This window comes from Pseudomonas reinekei (assembly GCF_001945365.1).
Classification (GTDB): Bacteria; Pseudomonadota; Gammaproteobacteria; order Pseudomonadales; family Pseudomonadaceae; genus Aquipseudomonas; species Aquipseudomonas reinekei.
Genome location: NZ_MSTQ01000007.1, coordinates 24398 through 41126, shown reverse-complemented (window position 1 = coordinate 41126; position 16729 = coordinate 24398). Strand labels below are relative to the sequence as shown.

Genomic DNA, 16729 nt, shown 5'->3' with positions numbered 1-16729 from the left:
CATTGCATTGATTAAAGCGACTCCAGGCACCCTGCCAAATCATTCCCCAATTTCTCCAGCACCTGCTCATACCCCTGAGCAGTCGCTGCGGTGTACCCGCCCAACGCATCCAGCTCCGCCAGTTTCACCGGCAGGCCCGCCACCAGGGTTTCCGCCAGGCGCGGGCGCAGTGGCGGTTCGCTGAACACGCAGGTCTTGCCGACTTCCTGCAACCGCGCACGCATCGCCGCTACGTGCTGGGCGCCAGGTTGTACTTCCGCCGCGACGCTGAATACGCCCGCATGCTTGAGGCCGTAAGCGTCCTCGAAGTAGTCAAAAGCCTCGTGGAACACGAAGTAAGGTTTGCCTTCAATGCCTGTCAGGCGTTTTTTCAGGCGAGCGTCGAGTGCATCCAGACGCTCATCGAACGCCTTGAGGTTGCTCTGGTAGCGCGCTGCGTTGGCGGGATCGGCGGCGCTGAGGTCGGTGGCCATTTTCGTGGCGATAACCCGGGCGTTGACCGGTGACAGCCACAAATGCGCGTCGAGGCTACCCGGGCGATGATCGTGGTCATGATCGTCGGCTTCTTCGGCGTGGGAGTGGTTATCTTCGGCGAAGTGACGCAACTTCAATCCCGGCAAATCCTGAACGGCAACGCTGGGCAACGTACGCCCCTTGAGCACCCGCGGCAGAAACCCTTCCATATCCGGACCGATCCAGTACAGCAGATCGACCGACTGCACCTTCCGTACGTCGGAAGGGCGCAAGGCGTAGTTATGCGGCGAAGCACCTGGCGGCAGCAAAACCTCCGGAATCGCCACGCCGTCCTGCACGGCGGCGGCGATCAGTTGCAGCGGCTTGATACTGGTGAGGACTTTGACCTCGGCTTGCGCTGAACCGATCAGCAGAAAACTTGCGATAAATGCGACGAAGATAGAAAAAAGTCGGGACACGATGACCACTCGAAGAGGCGAGAACGGGTAACATAATAACGTCTCTCACAAAACTCGTCGCCGCTCATGCCTAAAACACCGATTGCCAGCCGTCCCCACGACCACTCTCATTGCGTGCACAGCGCTCTGTCGGAGGCCGATGCCTTGTGCGCACGTCAGGGTTTGCGCCTGACCGCGTTGCGCCGGCGGGTGCTGGAGCTGGTGTGGCAAAGCCACAAGCCATTGGGCGCCTACGACATTCTCGCGGTGCTCAGCGAGCAGGACGGTCGCCGTGCTGCGCCGCCCACCGTGTACCGCGCGCTGGATTTCCTGCTGGAAAACGGCTTGGTGCACCGCATCTCTTCCCTCAACGCCTTCATCGGTTGCAATCACCCGGAGCACGCTCATCAGGGCCAGTTCCTGATTTGCCGGGAATGCCACGCCGCCATTGAGCTCGAACAGAAATCAATCAGCGACGCGATTATCGCCAGCGCCCAGGATGTCGGGTTTGTCGTTGAAGGCCAGACCGTCGAAGTGATCGGTCTCTGCTCGGGTTGCCAGGGGGCTTGATGAGCAACGCGCTGATCCGTCTCGAACAGGTTGCCGTAACGTTTGCCGGGCAGCCGGTACTGGACAACATCGAGCTGAGCGTCGAGCCGGGGCAGATCGTCACCCTGATCGGCCCCAACGGCGCAGGCAAAACCACACTGGTACGTGCGGTGCTGGGTCTGTTGAAACCGGATAGCGGCAGCGTCTGGCGCAAGCCGAAACTGCGAGTCGGCTACATGCCGCAAAAACTGCATGTCGATCCGACCCTGCCGTTGTCAGTGTTGCGCTTCTTGCGCCTGGTGCCAGGCGTGGACCGCGCAATGGCCTTGGCCGCGCTCAAGGAAGTTGGCGCCGAACAGGTGATCGACAGCCCGGTGCAAAGTGTTTCCGGTGGTGAAATGCAGCGCGTACTGCTGGCTCGCGCTTTGTTGCGCGAGCCGGAATTGCTGGTGCTCGACGAACCGGTGCAAGGCGTCGATGTAGCCGGCCAGGCTGAGCTCTACAGCCTGATCACCCGGCTGCGTGACCGCCACGGCTGCGGTGTGTTGATGGTCTCCCACGACCTGCATCTGGTGATGAGCACCACCGACCAGGTGGTGTGCCTCAATCGCCACGTCTGCTGCTCAGGCCACCCTGAACAAGTCAGTGGCGATCCAGCCTTCGTCGAGCTTTTCGGAAAAAACGCACAGAGCCTGGCGATTTATCACCACCACCACGACCACGCCCACGATCTGCATGGCTCGGTGGTCAAGGCGCCCGCGTCGGGCCATAACCATGTTCACGGAGATAGCTGCAAGCATGGCTGATTTTCTGCTCTACGCCCTGCTTGCAGGCCTGGCTCTGGCAGTCGTCGCGGGCCCGTTGGGGTCTTTCGTGGTCTGGCGGCGCATGGCTTATTTCGGCGACACCCTGTCCCACGCGGCGTTGCTGGGGGTGGCGTTGGGTTTCCTGCTGGATGTCAGCCCGACCGTTGCGGTGACCGTAGGCTGCTTGCTGTTGGCGGTGTTGCTGGTGACATTGCAACAGCGCCAGCCGCTGGCGTCCGACACACTTTTGGGAATTCTCGCACCCAGCACCCTCTCTCTGGGTCTGGTGGTACTAAGCTTCATGCACGAAGTGCGGATCGACCTGATGGCCTATCTGTTCGGCGACTTGCTGGCGATCAGCCCGACCGATCTGGCCTGGATTCTCGGTGGCAGTGCGGCCGTGCTGGCCTTGCTGGTCGTCTTGTGGCGGCCATTACTGGCGATCACGGTGCATGAGGAACTGGCCAGGGTCGAAGGTCTGCCCGTGGCGGGCTTGCGCATGGCGCTGATGTTGCTGATCGCCGTGGTGATTGCCGTGGCGATGAAAATCGTCGGCGTATTGCTGATTACTTCGTTGCTGATCATTCCGGCGGCTGCGGCACAACGTCACGCCCGTTCACCGGAACAGATGGCACTGGGCGCGAGCCTGCTGGGCATACTCGCCGTGTGTGGCGGGCTGGCGCTGTCCTGGTTTAAGGACACCCCGGCCGGCCCGTCGATTGTTGTGACGGCCGCCGCACTGTTTCTGCTGAGTTTTGTTCTGCCCCGTCGAGGGGTGTAGACTTGCTCGTTTTTTGCGCAAATAGAGAGTCGCAGGAATGAAGTCGTTCGCCTCCCGTTATCTGCTCCTTGTCGCATTTTCTTTGCTGCTGGGCGCTTGCCAAAGCACGCCACCGGCGGCCCCCGAGGTCCCGGATGCGCGGGCCACGGCCATTGCACAGCTTGAGCAAAGTCTGGCCAGCAGCGAGCTGGCCACCGCCGAAGGTCAATTGGCCGCGTTGCAGGCCGAGTCCCCCAACGACCAGTCCCTTGAGCAATACCAGCGGCAACTGGCCGAAGCCTACTTGCTGCGTAGCCAGATCGTGCTGCAAAAAGGTGACGTGAATGCTGCCGCGACAGCATTGGCCCGCGCCCGCGCGCTGATGCCCAAGGCGCCGGCATTGACCGGAGGCGTCAACGGCCCTATCGCAGAAGCCCGCAAGGCTGAACTGGAGAAAGCCGAAGCAGCGCTCAAAGCTGCGGAAGCCATGCCAAAAGCCAAAGTTATCGACCCGACAGCTGAAAGCACCACGGTGGCGCTGAACATCAACGATATAGGCAAACTGCGTCGTCAACTGGATGCCATCGCCGCCGATGTGGTGAATTATCAGTGCGATGTGACTGTTCAGGCACCGCGCACTGATGATTACCCGTGGCTGGCCAATTTGCTGACCAAGCGGGTGAAGAAACTCGATCCGCAATTTGATCTGAACATCGATAAGCAGATTCTGCGAAGTGTGCCGGCGCAGATGGTTCTCAGCCCGCGCAAACCCTGAAAAAGATCGCAGCCTGCCGCAGGCTGCGATCTTTCGCTATCAGGCTGGAATCGCCTTCGCCTTCGGCTCCCTGTCCCAAACCCGATGCTGCCCGATTGCCGCGAAAAACGCCTTGAACAACTTGGCATCCGATCCGGCGATCAACCCTGCATCCGCCTCCAGTTTCAACACATCCAGTAACTGCTTCGCCTCACCGTGCAGGGCAATCGCCTTCAAATGCTTGTAGGCCTCCAGCACGTAATGAAGCGCCACGCCATCACCGCTCAATGCCTTGATCGACGCCGCGCCGCCGGGCACAAACACCGCGTCGAACGCCACTGAAGGCATACCTTCCATGGAGGCATCCACTGGCAGCGCCTTACCGTCGGCGGTTTTCACAGGGGCCGAGGTCGGTCCCAACAACTTGGCGTGAGCGCCTTCGGCTTCCAGCGCTTTCTTCATCGCATCAATCGCGGCGCCGTCCACGCCATCGGCTGCAAGGATCGCCACTTTGCGGGTTTTGATGTCCGCGGGCAGCAAATTGGCCTGGCTCAAGGCCGGCGAGCGCTCCAGCGATAATGTCGGCACATCGACCGTCCCGGCCTTCGGCACAGGCAACCCAAGGTTCTGCGCCACTCGCTTGGCCAGTTCCAGGTCGATATTGGCCAGGATTTCATTGACCTGCCTGGCACGAATGAACTCACGCTCGACCTTGCCCAGCTCAAAGCTATAGGCCGAAATGATGTGCTCCTGTTCGTGTTTGCTCATGCTGTGGAAGAACAGCCGCGCCTGGGAGAAATGATCGCCGAACGATTCACTGCGCTGACGGATCTTGTTGGCGTCGATGCGCTCCGGATAGCTCTCGAAGCCGCCGTCCTGTGCGGCGGGCGGCGTTTCTTTTGGCCAGCCGCCATCGATGGAATTCGGTTCGTAGGCTGCCCGGCCCTTATCGATGGTGGTGCGATGCAGCGCATCCCGTTGGCCGTTGTGAAACGGTGCTACCGGACGGTTGATCGGTATTTCATGAAAGTTCGGCCCGCCGAGTCGGCTGATCTGCGTATCGGTGTAGGAAAAAAGCCTACCTTGCAGCAAGGGATCGTTGGAAAAATCGATGCCCGGCACGATATGCCCCGGGCAAAAAGCAACCTGCTCGGTTTCGGCAAAGAAGTTGTCCGGGTTGCGATTGAGCGTCATTTTGCCCAGCGGCGTAATGGGCACCAGTTCTTCCGGGATCAGCTTGGTCGGGTCGAGGATGTCGAAATCGAAGGCGTGTTCGTTTTCCTCCTCGATCACCTGTACGCCAAGTTCCCATTGCGGGTAGTCCCCCATCTCGATGGCTTCCCAGAGATCTCGACGGTGGTAGTCAGTGTCTTTACCGGCGAGTTTCTGCGCCTCGTCCCATACCAGCGAACAAGTCCCGGCCGTGGGGCGCCAGTGGAATTTGACGAAGCGCGATTTCCCTTCGGCATTGATCAGGCGGAAGGTATGCACACCGAAGCCCTGCATGCTGCGCAGGCTTTTCGGGATGGCCCGGTCGGACATGGCCCAGATCACCATGTGGGCCGATTCCGGAACCAGGCTGACAAAGTCCCAAAACGTATCGTGGGCCGAGCCGCCGGTGGGGATTTCGTTGTGCGGTTCTGGTTTGACCGCGTGGACGAAGTCCGGAAACTTGACGGCGTCCTGAATGAAAAACACCGGCATGTTGTTGCCCACCAGGTCGAAGTTGCCTTCATCGGTGAAGAACTTAACGGCGAAACCTCGTACATCACGCACGGTATCGCCTGACCCACGAGGACCCTGCACGGTAGAAAATCGTACGAATACCGGTGTTTTCTGGCCAGGATCCTGTAGGAAACCAGCCTTGGTCAGTACGGAGTGGTTCTCGTAGGTCTGGAAGAAACCATGAGCGCCGGTACCTCGGGCATGCACGATGCGCTCGGGAATGCGTTCATGGTCAAAATGCGTGATTTTTTCACGCATGATGAAATCTTCCAGCAACGAAGGACCGCGGGCCCCCGCTTTCAGGGTGTTTTGATTGTCCGCCACCTTCACGCCTTGATTAGTGCGCAAGGCCTGGCCGGTGGCGTCGGAGCGAAAATTTTCCAGGCTGTCGAGCTTGGTGCTGGTGTTGCTGCGGTCCAGGGTATCGGTCCCGGCCATTGCGCTCTTGGGGGCGGCAGGCTTCTTGGTACTCATCAGGCATCTCTCCTCAGGCATTTTCGGGGTGCCTAAGTAGTGACTAGTGCTGTTTTTAGCCGTTCCTTTTATCTGACCTTTGATCGCGTTATTGCCAAATCGCTGGATGAATGCGAAATAAATGCTAAGAACCTCTATACGGACAGGCTAAAATGCGCGCCCGGCTAACCGCTGACCCTTTTCCAACGCGCCCCACAAGGTTCGCTACGTGATCGAGTTTCAAAACGTCCATAAAACCTACCGCGTCGCCGGTAAGGATATCCCCGCCCTGCATCCGACCAGTCTGACGATTGAGAACGGTCAGGTCTTCGGCCTGATCGGCCATTCCGGTGCGGGAAAAAGTACCCTGCTGCGTCTGATCAATCGCCTGGAAAACGCCAGTGGCGGTAAGATCTTTGTCGATGGCGAAGAAATCACGGCGCTGGACGCCAACGGTCTGCGCCGTTTCCGTCAACAGGTCGGGATGATCTTCCAGCACTTCAACCTGCTGGCGTCCAAGACCGTTGCCGACAACGTCGCGCTGCCGCTGACGCTGGCCGGTGAAATGTCTCGCGGGGAAATCGACCAGCGCGTGGCTGAGTTGCTGGCGCGGGTCGGTCTGTCCGATCACGCCAGGAAATACCCGGCGCAGTTGTCCGGTGGTCAGAAACAGCGTGTCGGCATTGCCCGCGCCCTGGCGACCAAGCCAAAAATCCTGCTGTGCGATGAAGCCACCAGTGCCCTGGACCCGCAGACCACTGCGTCGGTCCTGCAATTGCTGGCCGAGATCAATCGCGAACTGAAGCTGACCATCGTGCTGATTACCCATGAAATGGATGTGATCCGCCGGGTCTGCGATCAGGTGGGGGTGATGGACGCTGGCGTGATCGTCGAGCAAGGCTCGGTGGCCGAGGTGTTCCTGCATCCAAAACACCCGACTACCAAGCGCTTCGTGCAAGAAGACGAGCAGATCGACGAAAGCGAACAGCGTGACGACTTCGCTCACGTGCCGGGTCGCATCGTGCGTCTGACCTTCCAGGGCGAAGCGACCTACGCGCCGCTGCTGGGTACCGTCGCCCGCGAAACGGGTGTGGACTACAGCATCCTCGCCGGTCGCATCGATCGCATCAAAGACATCCCTTACGGGCAACTGACCCTGGCCGTGACGGGCGGTGACATGGAAGCGGCCTTCGCCCGCTTCACCGCAGCCGATGTCCACATGGAGGTGCTGCGCTAATGGAAGCCCTGACAAGTTTCTTCGCCAATATCGACTGGTTCGAAATCTGGCTGGCCACCGGCGACACCCTGCTGATGCTTGGCGGTTCGTTGTTGTTCACCGTACTGCTCGGCCTGCCGCTGGGTGTGTTGCTGTTCCTCTGCAGCCCGCGTCAGTTGCTCGAAGCCAGAGGCGTCTACGCGATGCTGTCGTTGGTGGTGAACATCCTGCGTTCGCTGCCGTTCATTATTCTGTTGATCGTGATGATCCCGTTCACGGTGCTGATCACCGGCACCTCGCTCGGTGTTGCCGGCGCGATCCCGCCGCTGGTAGTGGGCGCCACGCCGTTCTTCGCGCGACTGGTGGAAACCGCCCTGCGTGAAGTCGATCGCGGCATCATCGAAGCGACACAGGCCATGGGCGCGACCACGCGGCAGATCATCACCAACGCCTTGCTGCCGGAAGCCCGTCCGGGCATCTACGCTGCGATTACGGTGACAGCCATCACACTGGTGTCCTACACCGCCATGGCCGGTGTGGTCGGCGCGGGTGGCTTGGGTGACCTTGCGATCCGTTTCGGCTACCAGCGTTTCCAGACTGACGTGATGGTCGTCACGGTGGTGCTGCTGCTGGTACTGGTTCAAATACTGCAAACCGTCGGCGACAAACTGGTCGTCCACTTTTCCCGTAAGTAAGACTTGAGCCGGCCATTCGCTGGCAGGCGCCAAACGGGCGCCTCACATGGAGTTAGCTGAATGAAAAAACTACTCGTCGCGTTCGCTGCCGTTGCAGCGTTTTCCGCCCACGCCGCCGACACCCTGACGGTCGCGGCCACGCCGGTCCCGCACGCAGAAATCCTCGAATTCGTGAAGCCAGCGCTGGCCAAAGAAGGCGTGGACCTGAAAGTGAAAGTCTTCACCGACTACATCCAGCCGAACGTGCAGGTGGCGGAAAAACGCCTGGACGCCAACTTCTTCCAGCACCAGCCGTACCTCGATGAATTCAACAAAGCCAAAGGCACCAACCTGGTGTCGGTAGCCGGCGTGCATCTGGAGCCGCTGGGCGTTTACTCCAGCAAGTACAAAAAACTCGATGAACTGCCGAGCACCGCCACCGTGGTGATCCCGAACGACGCCACCAACGGCGGTCGTGCGCTGTTGCTGCTGGCCAAGGCTGGCTTGATCCAGTTGAAGGATGCGAACAACATCCTGTCGACCGTCAAGGACATCACCGCCAACCCGAAGAACCTCAAGTTCCGTGAACTGGAAGCCGCCACCATCCCGCGCGTGCTCACCCAGGTCGACCTGGCCTTGATCAACACCAACTACGCGCTGGAAGCCAAACTCGACCCGGCCAAGGACGCACTGGTCATCGAAGGCAGCGACTCGCCATACGTGAACATCCTCGTTGCCCGCCCGGACGACAAAGACAGCGAAGCGATGAAAAAACTGGTGGCTGCACTGCACAGCCCGGAAGTGAAAGCGTTCATTCTTGAGAAGTACAAAGGCGCGGTCGTGCCGGCGTTCTGATCCGAAGCACGCGCTACGAAAAAGGGGACGCTACAGGCGTCCCCTTTTTCGTTTCCGATCTGCCGTAGCCTGCCTTAGAAGTCTGAAAAACTGTATGGCTGAAGCTCGGCTATTTGGGAGAGCAGGGTGAGATGTTCCACCGCCTTCACTTTCTCAAGATGATCAAGGGTATCCGGACCGCCGAGCATGAGGGCTGGGACGAAGCCGTACATCTCGTCGTGGCGGAGGGTGCCGAGTTTTTTCTTTGTTGGTATGAACAGGTCGCCATAATCGTTGGAGTCCACATTTCTGGAAAGCAGAAAAGCCTGCAGTTCTCTGTCCATATCGTCATTAATGATTTCGAGATTTTTGACTACCACACGAGAAAGTACGCTGGTTATCTTAAGCGAAAATCCGGTTTTCTCGCCCCAGAGATACAAGTCGCCAAAGGCGCTCCGAGCAATCAGATGGTATGTGTCAACCTCTTCAAAACGAGTTCCTTCAATCCAAGATGCCACCACACCCTCGTATTCTTGTGGATTAACGATCCAGAAAATACCGCCGCCATAACCGCACCAACCGTGTTCCGCCCAGTATTCAAGCAACTGATTAGGCAGCTTGCCTTTGTAGTGTTCAATACTAGACGTCGGTACTTCTCGCCGATCAATGGGTCCACCAAACGTATCCAAAAAAATGGAAAAAAATTCGTCCATTCAAAATCCCTTGAATTTCACCCAGCCGAGTAAATTGCGTGTCTAACCTTTACAGGTCCGAAAAACTGTATGGCTGAAGCTCGGCGATTTGGGACAGCAGGGTGAGATGTTCCACCGCCTTCACTTTTTCAAGATGATCAAGGGTATCCGGGCCTCCGAACATTAGGGCTGGAACGAAGCCGTACATTTCATCATGACGCAGGGGGCCGAGCTTTTTCATTGCTGGTTTAAAAAAGTCGCCATAATTGTTGTATCTAACTTCCGTGGAAAGAAGAAAATTTTGCAGCTCTTTATTCAACTGTTCCCCTGAAAAAATCGAGGTATGGGTTGTATATCGTGAAAGGCAACTTGTGATTGTGAGCGAAGCACCCGTTTTTTCACCCCAAAGATGCATGTGACCAAAGGCACTGCGTGCGATGAGATAATAATTATCCAGCGCTTCAAATTTAGTTCCTTCAATCCAAGATGCTACAACCCCCTCATACTCCTGCGGGTTCACGAGCCAGAAAACTCCCTCACCATAGCCGCACCACCCGTGCTCGGCCCAGTACTCCAGCAATTGAGTGGGCAGCTTGCCTTGGTAGCGATCGATGCTGGAAAGCGGCACTTCCCGCCGATCGATTGCCCCACCGAATTTCTCTAAAAATCTGGAAAAAACTTTGTCCATTCAGTACCACCTTAGTCCTTGGACGACTCCTATCGTCTACAGATCCGAAAAACTGTAGGGCTGGAGTTCAGCGATTTGGGACAGCAGGGTTAAATGTTCCACCGCCTTTACTTTCTCAAGATGATCGAGGGTATCCGGGCCGCCGAACATCAGCGCTGGAACGAAGCCGTACATCTCGTCGTGTCGCAGGGGGCCGAGTTTTTTCTTTGCTGGTATGAAGAGGTCGCCATAATCATTTGTTTCCACATCCATGGTTAACAAAAAATCTTGGAGTTCTCGATCCATTTGTTCATTTGAAATTTCACAGTTGTCAAAAATAAATCGCGAAAGAAAGCTAGTTATCTGAAGAGAAGATCCCGTTTTCTCGCCCCATAGGTACAAATCACCAAAGGCGCTACGAGCAATCAGGTGATATTTGTCCTTTTCTATTAGTTTTGTTTCTTCAATCCAGGATGCCACCACTCCTTCATATTCCTGAGGATTGACGATCCAGAAAATCCCGTCGCCGTAACCAGACCAACCATATTCTGACCAATAATGCAATAACTGATTGGGTAGCTTGCCTCTGTAACGCTCAATGCTTGACGCAGGAACTTCATGCCGATCAACAGGTGCGCCAACTTTCTCTATAAACCTAGCAAATACCTTGTCCACGATACCTTCCTTTAATCAGCACTTATGTAATTTCACATTAAGAAAAGTTGACTCTCGCATCAAGGGGGGAACGTTCTCAGCAGCAGCTTTCAAATTTGCGATTTTTGGCCTCCATTGGGGACCGATGCTTGAATTTACTTGTCGATCACCAAAGTCCGCAATGATGTCCTTACCGCCAGCCCTCAAATCAGGATTATGCAAGCCTGCGAGGTTTGACATCGTTTTCTTGGCCATTTTGATTGCGGCGTCTTCCGCTTCAAGTGGATCTAGGTGTCGATAGTCCTTTAAAAGTCGTTTGATTAACGTATCTTCTAGTTTCTTTCGCGACCGTCTAGCAACCGCCCGACTCCGCTTCACCGGATTAGCAATATTCTCCAAATACTCATCTACCGTCAGCCGATTCAGCCCGTCTTCCTGCCCCTTCAACTGCCGTTCGAACTCTCCGATTTTAGACGCTGGCAGCTTGTCCGCTTTGAAGCATTCGACTTTATGAAGCGGCATCGCGTTCGGCTTGTCACGGGGCGGGTTTTTGTCTTTGCCCGGTGGGTGATTCGGCGGTGGTGCAGGGTCCTGATGGCTCAGAGCGCCCCGGCGCGGTGCTGAGGTTTGCAGGTCGGGGCGTTTTTTCAGGGCGTCTTCGTGCTTGAGCATCCATTCGCCTAACCGCGCGCCTTTGGGGCTGGCGCGCATCTCCTGGGCAAGGACGCCCGCATTGCCTCGACCACGGGTGAGGTAAGCCACGATGGCGCTCAGCAGCAGGACAACAACCTCCACATGGCCTCGTGCAATCTCTTGGGCGGCGCTGTATCGGGCGGAGGAATCATCCGGCCTGAACGGGTCTAAACCGCCCTCACTGCGTGGGCCGTTCCACGCGATGTGGATGCCACGCCAGTAATAGTCGCCAATGCGTGGCAAGCCTTCGGTGAAGAACTCGGCAATGGACGTCAGGCCCAGAATTCCCAATATCCACGTGCTGACTTGCAAGCCCATCGCAGCGCCGGCCGCTCCCATGGGGATGGCGCCTGCTCCACCGAGAAATGCACCGGTCCCTGCGCCGATGGCTCCGCCGATCAATACACTGCCGGCAACGATCATTGCCATTTGAGCGACGACTTCGATCAGCTCGTTAAGGACGCTGGCGATATCGATGTCAGCGAAGCGTTGTCTCAATAAGCGAGCCGCTTCCCATTCAGCCTCGATGAAGGCAGACCTGACGCAATTGACCCGACGGATATTGAGCGAGACGGAGGGCGCGGGTTCGTTGAAGTGAGTGCGATACCGGGCGCCTCCCTGGTAACCCATCTCTCGAGTGATGCGGTTTTCTATCTCGTGCCACGTGGGCACCCTGTGCCATAAAAACATCAATTGTCTCCCTGACAATTCGCTCCTTGGATGCACGCATCAAGTTGTACGTGGGCAAAGGACCGAGGCACAGGGGGGGCCGCATGACTCAAAAGATCAAATCGGACGCGTCCTACACGCGTTGCGGAAACAGGGAAGTTAACTGTGTTGGTTTTTGTGCTCCCAACTGTGTGCCGGGCGCCATAACGAGAAAAACCCCGAAGGTGAAGAACACACCGATCGGGGTTGTTGACTGCCAGGTGAGGCGCCGAGAACATCCCGAGAGATGCGCGGAAGCGGCAAGCCCTGAGGGCTCGCCGTCGTTCAGTTGATGGCGGCTATCGATTACAGCGTTGAGAGGGTACCGCCGTCGATACGGTGTTCGGATCCAGAGATCGAGGCGGCCCGTGGGGACGCAAGGAAGGCGATCAAATCCGCAACCTCTTGAGGTTTGGCCGGCCTGCCCAACGGGATTCCGCCTATCGACTCCATAACAATTCGTTTGCCGCCTTCGTAGTCGGTTCCCGCTTGTTCAGCCAACCGCTCGGCAAACCTTACGGACGCCTCGGTCTCTATCCACCCTGGCGCGACACTCAGCACACGAACGCCTTTGGGCATTACTTCTCTTGCAAGGGACTTGCTGTAAGTGGTGAGTGCAGCCTTGGCGGCGGCGTAGGCGGTAGTGGACTCAGGCAGAGGCATCATGCGCTGGATCGAGCTCACATGGATGATGACGCCTGAGCCTTGGGCCAGCATGGATGGCAGTAATGCGCGGTCCAGGCGTACAGCAGGCATCAGATTCAAATTCAGTTCTGCTAGCCAGTGCTCGTCACTGATGGCGGCAAAGCCACCACCGGGAGTGCTTGAGCCTCCGACCACGTTGATCACGATATCGACACCACCCCATCTCTCAAGGACAGTCTGCGCGAGGTGAGCAACGCCTTTAGCCGTGGTCAGATCTGCACTGATATAGGTGACGCCATCCACCGGTGGTACTGACACGTCGCGCGCTGATGTCGCCACCCTTGCGCCTGCCTCCACGAAAGTCTGAACGACTGCAGCGCCAAGGCCCATCGTGCCGCCGGTGACCACTGTGCGCAGGCCATCGAGTTGAAGGTCGAAGTTCATGCTGTTACCTCCAGCGATGCGATCAGGCCGCGTTCAAGACGAAAGCGGTACGACAGAACGGTCGGGCTGCCTGGGAAATGGCCGCTGACCCTGGCGCGGACGAGTTGCGATCCGTCCTCTCGCTCAATGGTAAGGGGAACGGTGGTAGCGCTGTACTTGAGCGATGCCTCGGCCATGAACACCTTGATGGCGTTGATACCCGTGTAGGTGTGTCCGAAGTCCTTCATGACGGCGTGCGCCGTGAAGCAATGCGCCAGTGCGTCGGGGCTATGTTCAGCCGCGAAGTACGCAGCGATTGGCTCGGGTAAGGTCAAGGTAGTCATGTTGTCGGCTCCATGGGGGGGTGGTGAAAGCCTAGGATGCGTAGCGGACAGAATTAATTAAATCGCCTAGAATCAGCATTGGCCATGTAGAGAACAATGCATAATGCGTGGATCCGAATTTGCTGAACTAAAAGCCTTCGTGGCCATCGTCGAGCGCCAGAGCTTCGCCCGAGCGGCAGAGCATCTGGGTCTCTCACCCTCCGCGCTCAGCCAGACCATTCGGCATCTCGAAGCTCGCCTTGGCGCACGCCTGCTCAATCGCACCACTCGCAGCGTTGCTCCATCGGCGAGTGGTGAGCTGCTCTACAGCCGTATTGCTCCCTTGTTTCGAGAGATGGCTGTTGCCGTTGCCGAAGCCAGTGAGGCGACAGGGCAGATAAGCGGCACGCTGCGTATCAATACGCCGGGGATCGCCGCCAGAATCCTCATCGCGCCTCGGCTGGCACGCTTCCATCAGGCCCACCCTGATGTGCTGCTCGACATCGTGGTAGACGACGCACTGGCCGATGTCGTGCTCGGCCGTTTTGACGCGGGTATCCGTGTAGGTGGCCGGCTTGAGAACGACATGGTGGCCGTCCGCCTCACCCCGGACTTGAACATGGTCGCTGTGGCATCTGCGGACTACCTCGCATGTCGTGGCACGCCCCAGTCACCTGCCGAGTTGCAGGATCACGCCTGCATCAACTGGCGGTTGCAGATGGACGGCAGACCCTATCGCTGGGAGTTCCAGGAGCGAGGGCAGCCAATGGAGGTGGCGGTCGATGGCCCCGTCGTCACCAATCATCCTGACATCGGTATCGCTGCGGCCCTGCAAGGGCTGGGCATTGCCTATCATTTCAAGGAAGAAGGCGTAGGTGAGCTCATGGCCCAGGGGCGGTTGGTCCAGGTTCTCGCTGACTGGTCGATCTCGCGCCCAGGGCTGTTCCTCTATTACCCGAATAGACAATACCGACCAGCCGCCCTGGGTGCGTTCATAGACTGTCTATTGGATCGCAACTCGTTCAATCGTCCCTGTTCCGAAAACCATCGGTGATAAGCGCCAGGCAAATGGGGAGCGAGAATATGTCATTGAGCATCTCAAGCCGACAGAGGACGCGACGGTGGCCTGTTGCGCGACAGACATCTTGATGGCGTTCGGGTGCTCGAAAATGGTGTGCCGGGGATCGTCGCGTGAACCCTTGAAGACGGCGAGGTGAGGTACAAGTTCGTTGCGGTCTTTGCCAGCCCAGGGATAAAAACAGGAGAACAGGATTTCGTGGACCTTGAGCACGGCCCTGTAGTCGATTGGCTTTTTTGGGCCAAATAGGAAAGCGCATCTTCGATGCTCAGTTCGAATGAAAGATGCTCGGATTCTTTTACTTCGGTAGGGTCTTTCAGTTGCAGCGAGTTACGTAGATAGCCAGCCGTATCGAAGTCGCCGAACGGATCAAAGGTCATGCGCTACGTTTCTGTGCGCGCCTTTCCTGAAGATAGCGTCCTTGAAGTGCAAGCGTTTCAGATTTGCTCAGAACGCCTTTTTTCTTCAGATTGACGAGCATCTGTTCAATGCCATCCAACTCAACGATATCGCCAGCCATGCGAGTGATGGTCACGGCCATGCGGCTCATGCCATCAGGATCGGCAGTGATAGGGTGGTCTTTAGCAAGTTGGCGGACTTGGCTTGCAACACTGACAGCAGCTGTTTGGTTTATCGAAAAAGCCCTCTGTTTGCAGTCAAATCATAGCCGTGCGCTTGTTCTTTGTCAGACCGAGGTGGCGGCTTCGCGAGCAGGCTCGCTCCCACAGGATTGAGATGATCCGGTGGGAGCGGGCTTTCTATGCCTGGGAGAATTGCGAAGCCAGTTCGCGCAGCAGCACTTCGGCTTCCAGCACTTTGCTGACGACGTCGTTGGCTTTTTCGCGGCTCAGGCCGAGGCGCTCGAGCAGGGCATCGGGGATGTCTTCGTCGGGGCCGGAACCGATGCCGCGGCTGCGCAGCAGGCGTACCGACAGGCACACCAGATTCGGGTACTCGGCGTAGGCGCCGTCGTATGCCGGGTCGTGCTGGAAACGTAGCGCGGTGGCCAGTTCATCGGGCATGTCCCAATAGCGCATCAGCCATGAGCCGATCTGTTCACGGCTGATGCCCAGCAGGTGTTGCTCGATGTAGCTGTGGCACAGGTGCGGGTTGACCTCCAGGTGGCGGCAGATCAGCGAGAAGTGCGGCGGGAACACGTGGGCGAGCAGCAGGTAGCCGAAGTTGTGCAGCAGGCCGGCCAGGTAAGTAAGGCCCGCTTCCGGGCGCTGGGTGCGCGGCATGGCGCGGGTCAGGCCTTCAATGACGGCCGCGGTGTAGATCGATTGCTGCCAGTACGGCGTGCTGTGTTGCGGCTGGTCTTTGGGCAGGCTCAGGGTTTTGCCCAGGGCCAGGCCCAGCGCCAGGTTGATCACCAGGTCGAAACCCAGCACCCGGACGATGGCGTCTTCCACCGAGCGGATCTTGCCCGGCGAAGCGTAGTACGGCGATGCCGCCCAGCTCACGACTTGGGCGGCCAGCGCCGGGTCGGTTTCGACCACGCCGGTGATGTCATCAATGGTTGCATTGGGGTCGACGCGCAGCTTGATGATTTTCTGCGCGGTCTCGGCCAGCGGCGGAATCTCGATGGTTGCTTCCAGGCGTTGCTGGATGCGTCGTGCGGTGAACGCTTGCACGGCCTGGGTGATTTCCTCGCGGTCATCGTCGGGGCGGTCGAGGTTCGGGCGGATGCGGGTCAGCGCTTCGCCGAAGTTGGCGGCGCTGGCCTTGCTGAGCATGGATTTGAATGCTTCGCTGGTGATTTCCAGCAGCACGCCCGGCTCGCCCGAGTTAACCAGCACACTCGGTTCGCGCAGCAGGCTTTCATCGTACAGGCAGGGCGAGCTGGTGAGCGATGGCAGGCCTGGCAGCAGGCTCAGGCTGTGTTTGCCGAGCATCTTTTCCAGGCGCTCAGTCGATACGGCTGTGAGGCGGCGGCCGGTGAGCTCGGTGAGGCGATTGAGGTCGAGCAACTGGCTCTGCGGGAACAGCACCATCAGCGCGCCGACGGCGTCATCGAGCAGTACCGCCTGCACCTTGCGCGCCGGGTTCAGGCCGTGATGGTCCAGGACTTCTTCGTAGGCAATGCCCAGTCTGCCCAGCAACATCCGTATAACCGACGGCGCGTGCGGAGGTTCGGGAGCTAGGGCTGCTTCGGTCATGGTCT

At 58.1% G+C, this 16729-nt stretch carries 18 protein-coding genes and 1 pseudogene; 8 read left to right on the top strand and 11 right to left on the bottom strand.

Going from position 1 to position 16729, the window contains the following annotated elements; all coding sequences use genetic code 11:
• Positions 1-11: 11 nt before the first annotated feature.
• A complete protein-coding gene (gene znuA / locus BVK86_RS13450; RefSeq protein WP_075947122.1) occupies positions 12-932 on the bottom strand; it encodes a zinc ABC transporter substrate-binding protein ZnuA in 921 nt (306 codons plus the stop codon).
• A gap of 66 nt (positions 933-998) precedes the next feature.
• On the opposite strand from znuA, the gene zur reads away from it, so the two are divergent.
• Genes zur through BVK86_RS13430 form a run of 4 tightly spaced genes read left to right on the top strand, consistent with a single transcriptional unit; the run spans position 999 to position 3801 of the window.
• Positions 999-1481, top strand: a complete 483-nt coding sequence (gene zur / locus BVK86_RS13445; RefSeq protein WP_075946891.1) for a zinc uptake transcriptional repressor Zur — start codon at positions 999-1001, stop codon at positions 1479-1481.
• Positions 1481-2266 (top strand): zinc ABC transporter ATP-binding protein ZnuC, encoded by a 786-nt coding sequence (gene znuC, locus BVK86_RS13440; RefSeq protein ID WP_008064713.1) that lies wholly within the window; start codon positions 1481-1483, stop codon positions 2264-2266. Before zur ends, znuC begins: the two co-directional genes overlap by 1 nt.
• Positions 2259-3047: a zinc ABC transporter permease subunit ZnuB gene (znuB, locus tag BVK86_RS13435; RefSeq protein WP_075946890.1), complete on the top strand. Its 789-nt coding sequence runs from the start codon at positions 2259-2261 to the stop codon at positions 3045-3047. Before znuC ends, znuB begins: the two co-directional genes overlap by 8 nt.
• 37 nt (positions 3048-3084) lie before the next feature.
• On the top strand, positions 3085-3801 hold the full coding sequence (locus BVK86_RS13430) for a PA5502 family lipoprotein (protein WP_075946889.1): 717 nt from the start codon (positions 3085-3087) through the stop codon (positions 3799-3801).
• Positions 3802-3840: 39 nt separating this feature from the next.
• Here the strand turns inward: BVK86_RS13430 and katE are convergent, their stop codons facing one another.
• On the bottom strand, positions 3841-6000 hold the full coding sequence (gene katE, locus BVK86_RS13425) for a catalase HPII (RefSeq protein ID WP_075946888.1): 2160 nt from the start codon (positions 5998-6000) through the stop codon (positions 3841-3843).
• Between the two features lie 187 nt (positions 6001-6187).
• Here katE and BVK86_RS13420 point away from each other — a divergent pair, with 187 nt between their 5' ends.
• Genes BVK86_RS13420 through BVK86_RS13410 form a run of 3 tightly spaced genes read left to right on the top strand, consistent with a single transcriptional unit; the run spans position 6188 to position 8703 of the window.
• Complete coding sequence (locus BVK86_RS13420; protein ID WP_075946887.1) at positions 6188-7195, top strand: methionine ABC transporter ATP-binding protein; 1008 nt, start codon at positions 6188-6190, stop codon at positions 7193-7195.
• Complete coding sequence (locus BVK86_RS13415; RefSeq protein WP_075946886.1) at positions 7195-7869, top strand: methionine ABC transporter permease; 675 nt, start codon at positions 7195-7197, stop codon at positions 7867-7869. The genes BVK86_RS13420 and BVK86_RS13415 overlap by 1 nt, the downstream gene beginning before the upstream one ends.
• A 60-nt stretch (positions 7870-7929) precedes the next feature.
• The gene (locus BVK86_RS13410; RefSeq protein WP_075946885.1) at positions 7930-8703 is read left to right on the top strand and encodes a MetQ/NlpA family ABC transporter substrate-binding protein; all 774 of its coding nucleotides are present in this window, start codon (positions 7930-7932) and stop codon (positions 8701-8703) included.
• Positions 8704-8777: 74 nt separating this feature from the next.
• Here BVK86_RS13410 and BVK86_RS13405 read toward each other — a convergent pair whose 3' ends face one another.
• The 6 genes from BVK86_RS13405 to BVK86_RS13380 form a co-directional block, all read right to left on the bottom strand.
• Positions 8778-9395, bottom strand: a complete 618-nt coding sequence (locus tag BVK86_RS13405; protein ID WP_075946884.1) for a GAD-like domain-containing protein — start codon at positions 9393-9395, stop codon at positions 8778-8780.
• Between the two features lie 49 nt (positions 9396-9444).
• On the bottom strand, positions 9445-10062 hold the full coding sequence (locus BVK86_RS13400) for a GAD-like domain-containing protein (RefSeq protein WP_075946883.1): 618 nt from the start codon (positions 10060-10062) through the stop codon (positions 9445-9447).
• 36 nt (positions 10063-10098) lie between these two features.
• Entirely contained in the window at positions 10099-10716 is a 618-nt protein-coding gene (locus BVK86_RS13395; protein WP_075946882.1) for a GAD-like domain-containing protein, read from the bottom strand.
• A gap of 15 nt (positions 10717-10731) precedes the next feature.
• On the bottom strand, positions 10732-12078 hold the full coding sequence (locus BVK86_RS13390) for a DUF6861 domain-containing protein (RefSeq protein WP_075946881.1): 1347 nt from the start codon (positions 12076-12078) through the stop codon (positions 10732-10734).
• A gap of 324 nt (positions 12079-12402) precedes the next feature.
• On the bottom strand, positions 12403-13185 hold the full coding sequence (locus BVK86_RS13385) for an SDR family oxidoreductase (RefSeq protein WP_075946880.1): 783 nt from the start codon (positions 13183-13185) through the stop codon (positions 12403-12405).
• A complete protein-coding gene (locus BVK86_RS13380; protein WP_075946879.1) occupies positions 13182-13508 on the bottom strand; it encodes a nuclear transport factor 2 family protein in 327 nt (108 codons plus the stop codon). Before BVK86_RS13380 ends, BVK86_RS13385 begins: the two co-directional genes overlap by 4 nt.
• A gap of 103 nt (positions 13509-13611) precedes the next feature.
• Between BVK86_RS13380 and BVK86_RS13375 the strand changes: the two genes are divergently transcribed.
• Positions 13612-14541 carry a LysR family transcriptional regulator gene (locus tag BVK86_RS13375; RefSeq protein ID WP_075946878.1) on the top strand — a complete coding sequence of 310 codons (930 nt, stop codon included), beginning with the start codon at positions 13612-13614 and terminating at the stop codon, positions 14539-14541.
• A gap of 81 nt (positions 14542-14622) precedes the next feature.
• Here BVK86_RS13375 and BVK86_RS30130 read toward each other — a convergent pair.
• The 3 genes and pseudogenes from BVK86_RS30130 to BVK86_RS13360 all read right to left on the bottom strand — a co-directional run.
• Positions 14623-14945: pseudogene (locus BVK86_RS30130) on the bottom strand (cell filamentation protein Fic); the annotation flags it as partial.
• Positions 14942-15199, bottom strand: coding sequence for a hypothetical protein (locus BVK86_RS13365; protein WP_075946877.1), 258 nt, complete (start codon positions 15197-15199; stop codon positions 14942-14944). The gene BVK86_RS13365 and the pseudogene BVK86_RS30130, both read right to left, overlap by 4 nt.
• Before the next feature lie 124 nt (positions 15200-15323).
• A complete protein-coding gene (locus tag BVK86_RS13360) occupies positions 15324-16724 on the bottom strand; it encodes an aminoacyl-tRNA deacylase and HDOD domain-containing protein (RefSeq protein WP_075946876.1) in 1401 nt (466 codons plus the stop codon).
• Positions 16725-16729: the final 5 nt, after the last annotated feature.

Bases quoted from the DNA above. Each gene is read 5' to 3' on its own strand.
- BVK86_RS13400 (WP_075946883.1), bottom strand. From the start codon at position 10,062: ATGGACAAAGTTTTTTCCAGATTTTTAGAGAAATTCGGTGGGGCAATC.
- BVK86_RS13415 (WP_075946886.1), top strand. From the start codon at position 7,195: ATGGAAGCCCTGACAAGTTTCTTCGCCAATATCGACTGGTTCGAAATC.
- BVK86_RS13385 (WP_075946880.1), bottom strand. From the start codon at position 13,185: ATGAACTTCGACCTTCAACTCGATGGCCTGCGCACAGTGGTCACCGGC.
- zur (WP_075946891.1), top strand. From the start codon at position 999: ATGCCTAAAACACCGATTGCCAGCCGTCCCCACGACCACTCTCATTGC.
- znuB (WP_075946890.1), top strand. From the start codon at position 2,259: ATGGCTGATTTTCTGCTCTACGCCCTGCTTGCAGGCCTGGCTCTGGCA.
- znuC (WP_008064713.1), top strand. From the start codon at position 1,481: ATGAGCAACGCGCTGATCCGTCTCGAACAGGTTGCCGTAACGTTTGCC.
- BVK86_RS13360 (WP_075946876.1), bottom strand. From the start codon at position 16,724: ATGACCGAAGCAGCCCTAGCTCCCGAACCTCCGCACGCGCCGTCGGTT.
- BVK86_RS13390 (WP_075946881.1), bottom strand. From the start codon at position 12,078: ATGTTTTTATGGCACAGGGTGCCCACGTGGCACGAGATAGAAAACCGC.
- BVK86_RS13430 (WP_075946889.1), top strand. From the start codon at position 3,085: ATGAAGTCGTTCGCCTCCCGTTATCTGCTCCTTGTCGCATTTTCTTTG.
- BVK86_RS13410 (WP_075946885.1), top strand. From the start codon at position 7,930: ATGAAAAAACTACTCGTCGCGTTCGCTGCCGTTGCAGCGTTTTCCGCC.
- BVK86_RS13405 (WP_075946884.1), bottom strand. From the start codon at position 9,395: ATGGACGAATTTTTTTCCATTTTTTTGGATACGTTTGGTGGACCCATT.
- BVK86_RS13380 (WP_075946879.1), bottom strand. From the start codon at position 13,508: ATGACTACCTTGACCTTACCCGAGCCAATCGCTGCGTACTTCGCGGCT.
- BVK86_RS13375 (WP_075946878.1), top strand. From the start codon at position 13,612: ATGCGTGGATCCGAATTTGCTGAACTAAAAGCCTTCGTGGCCATCGTC.
- katE (WP_075946888.1), bottom strand. From the start codon at position 6,000: ATGCCTGAGGAGAGATGCCTGATGAGTACCAAGAAGCCTGCCGCCCCC.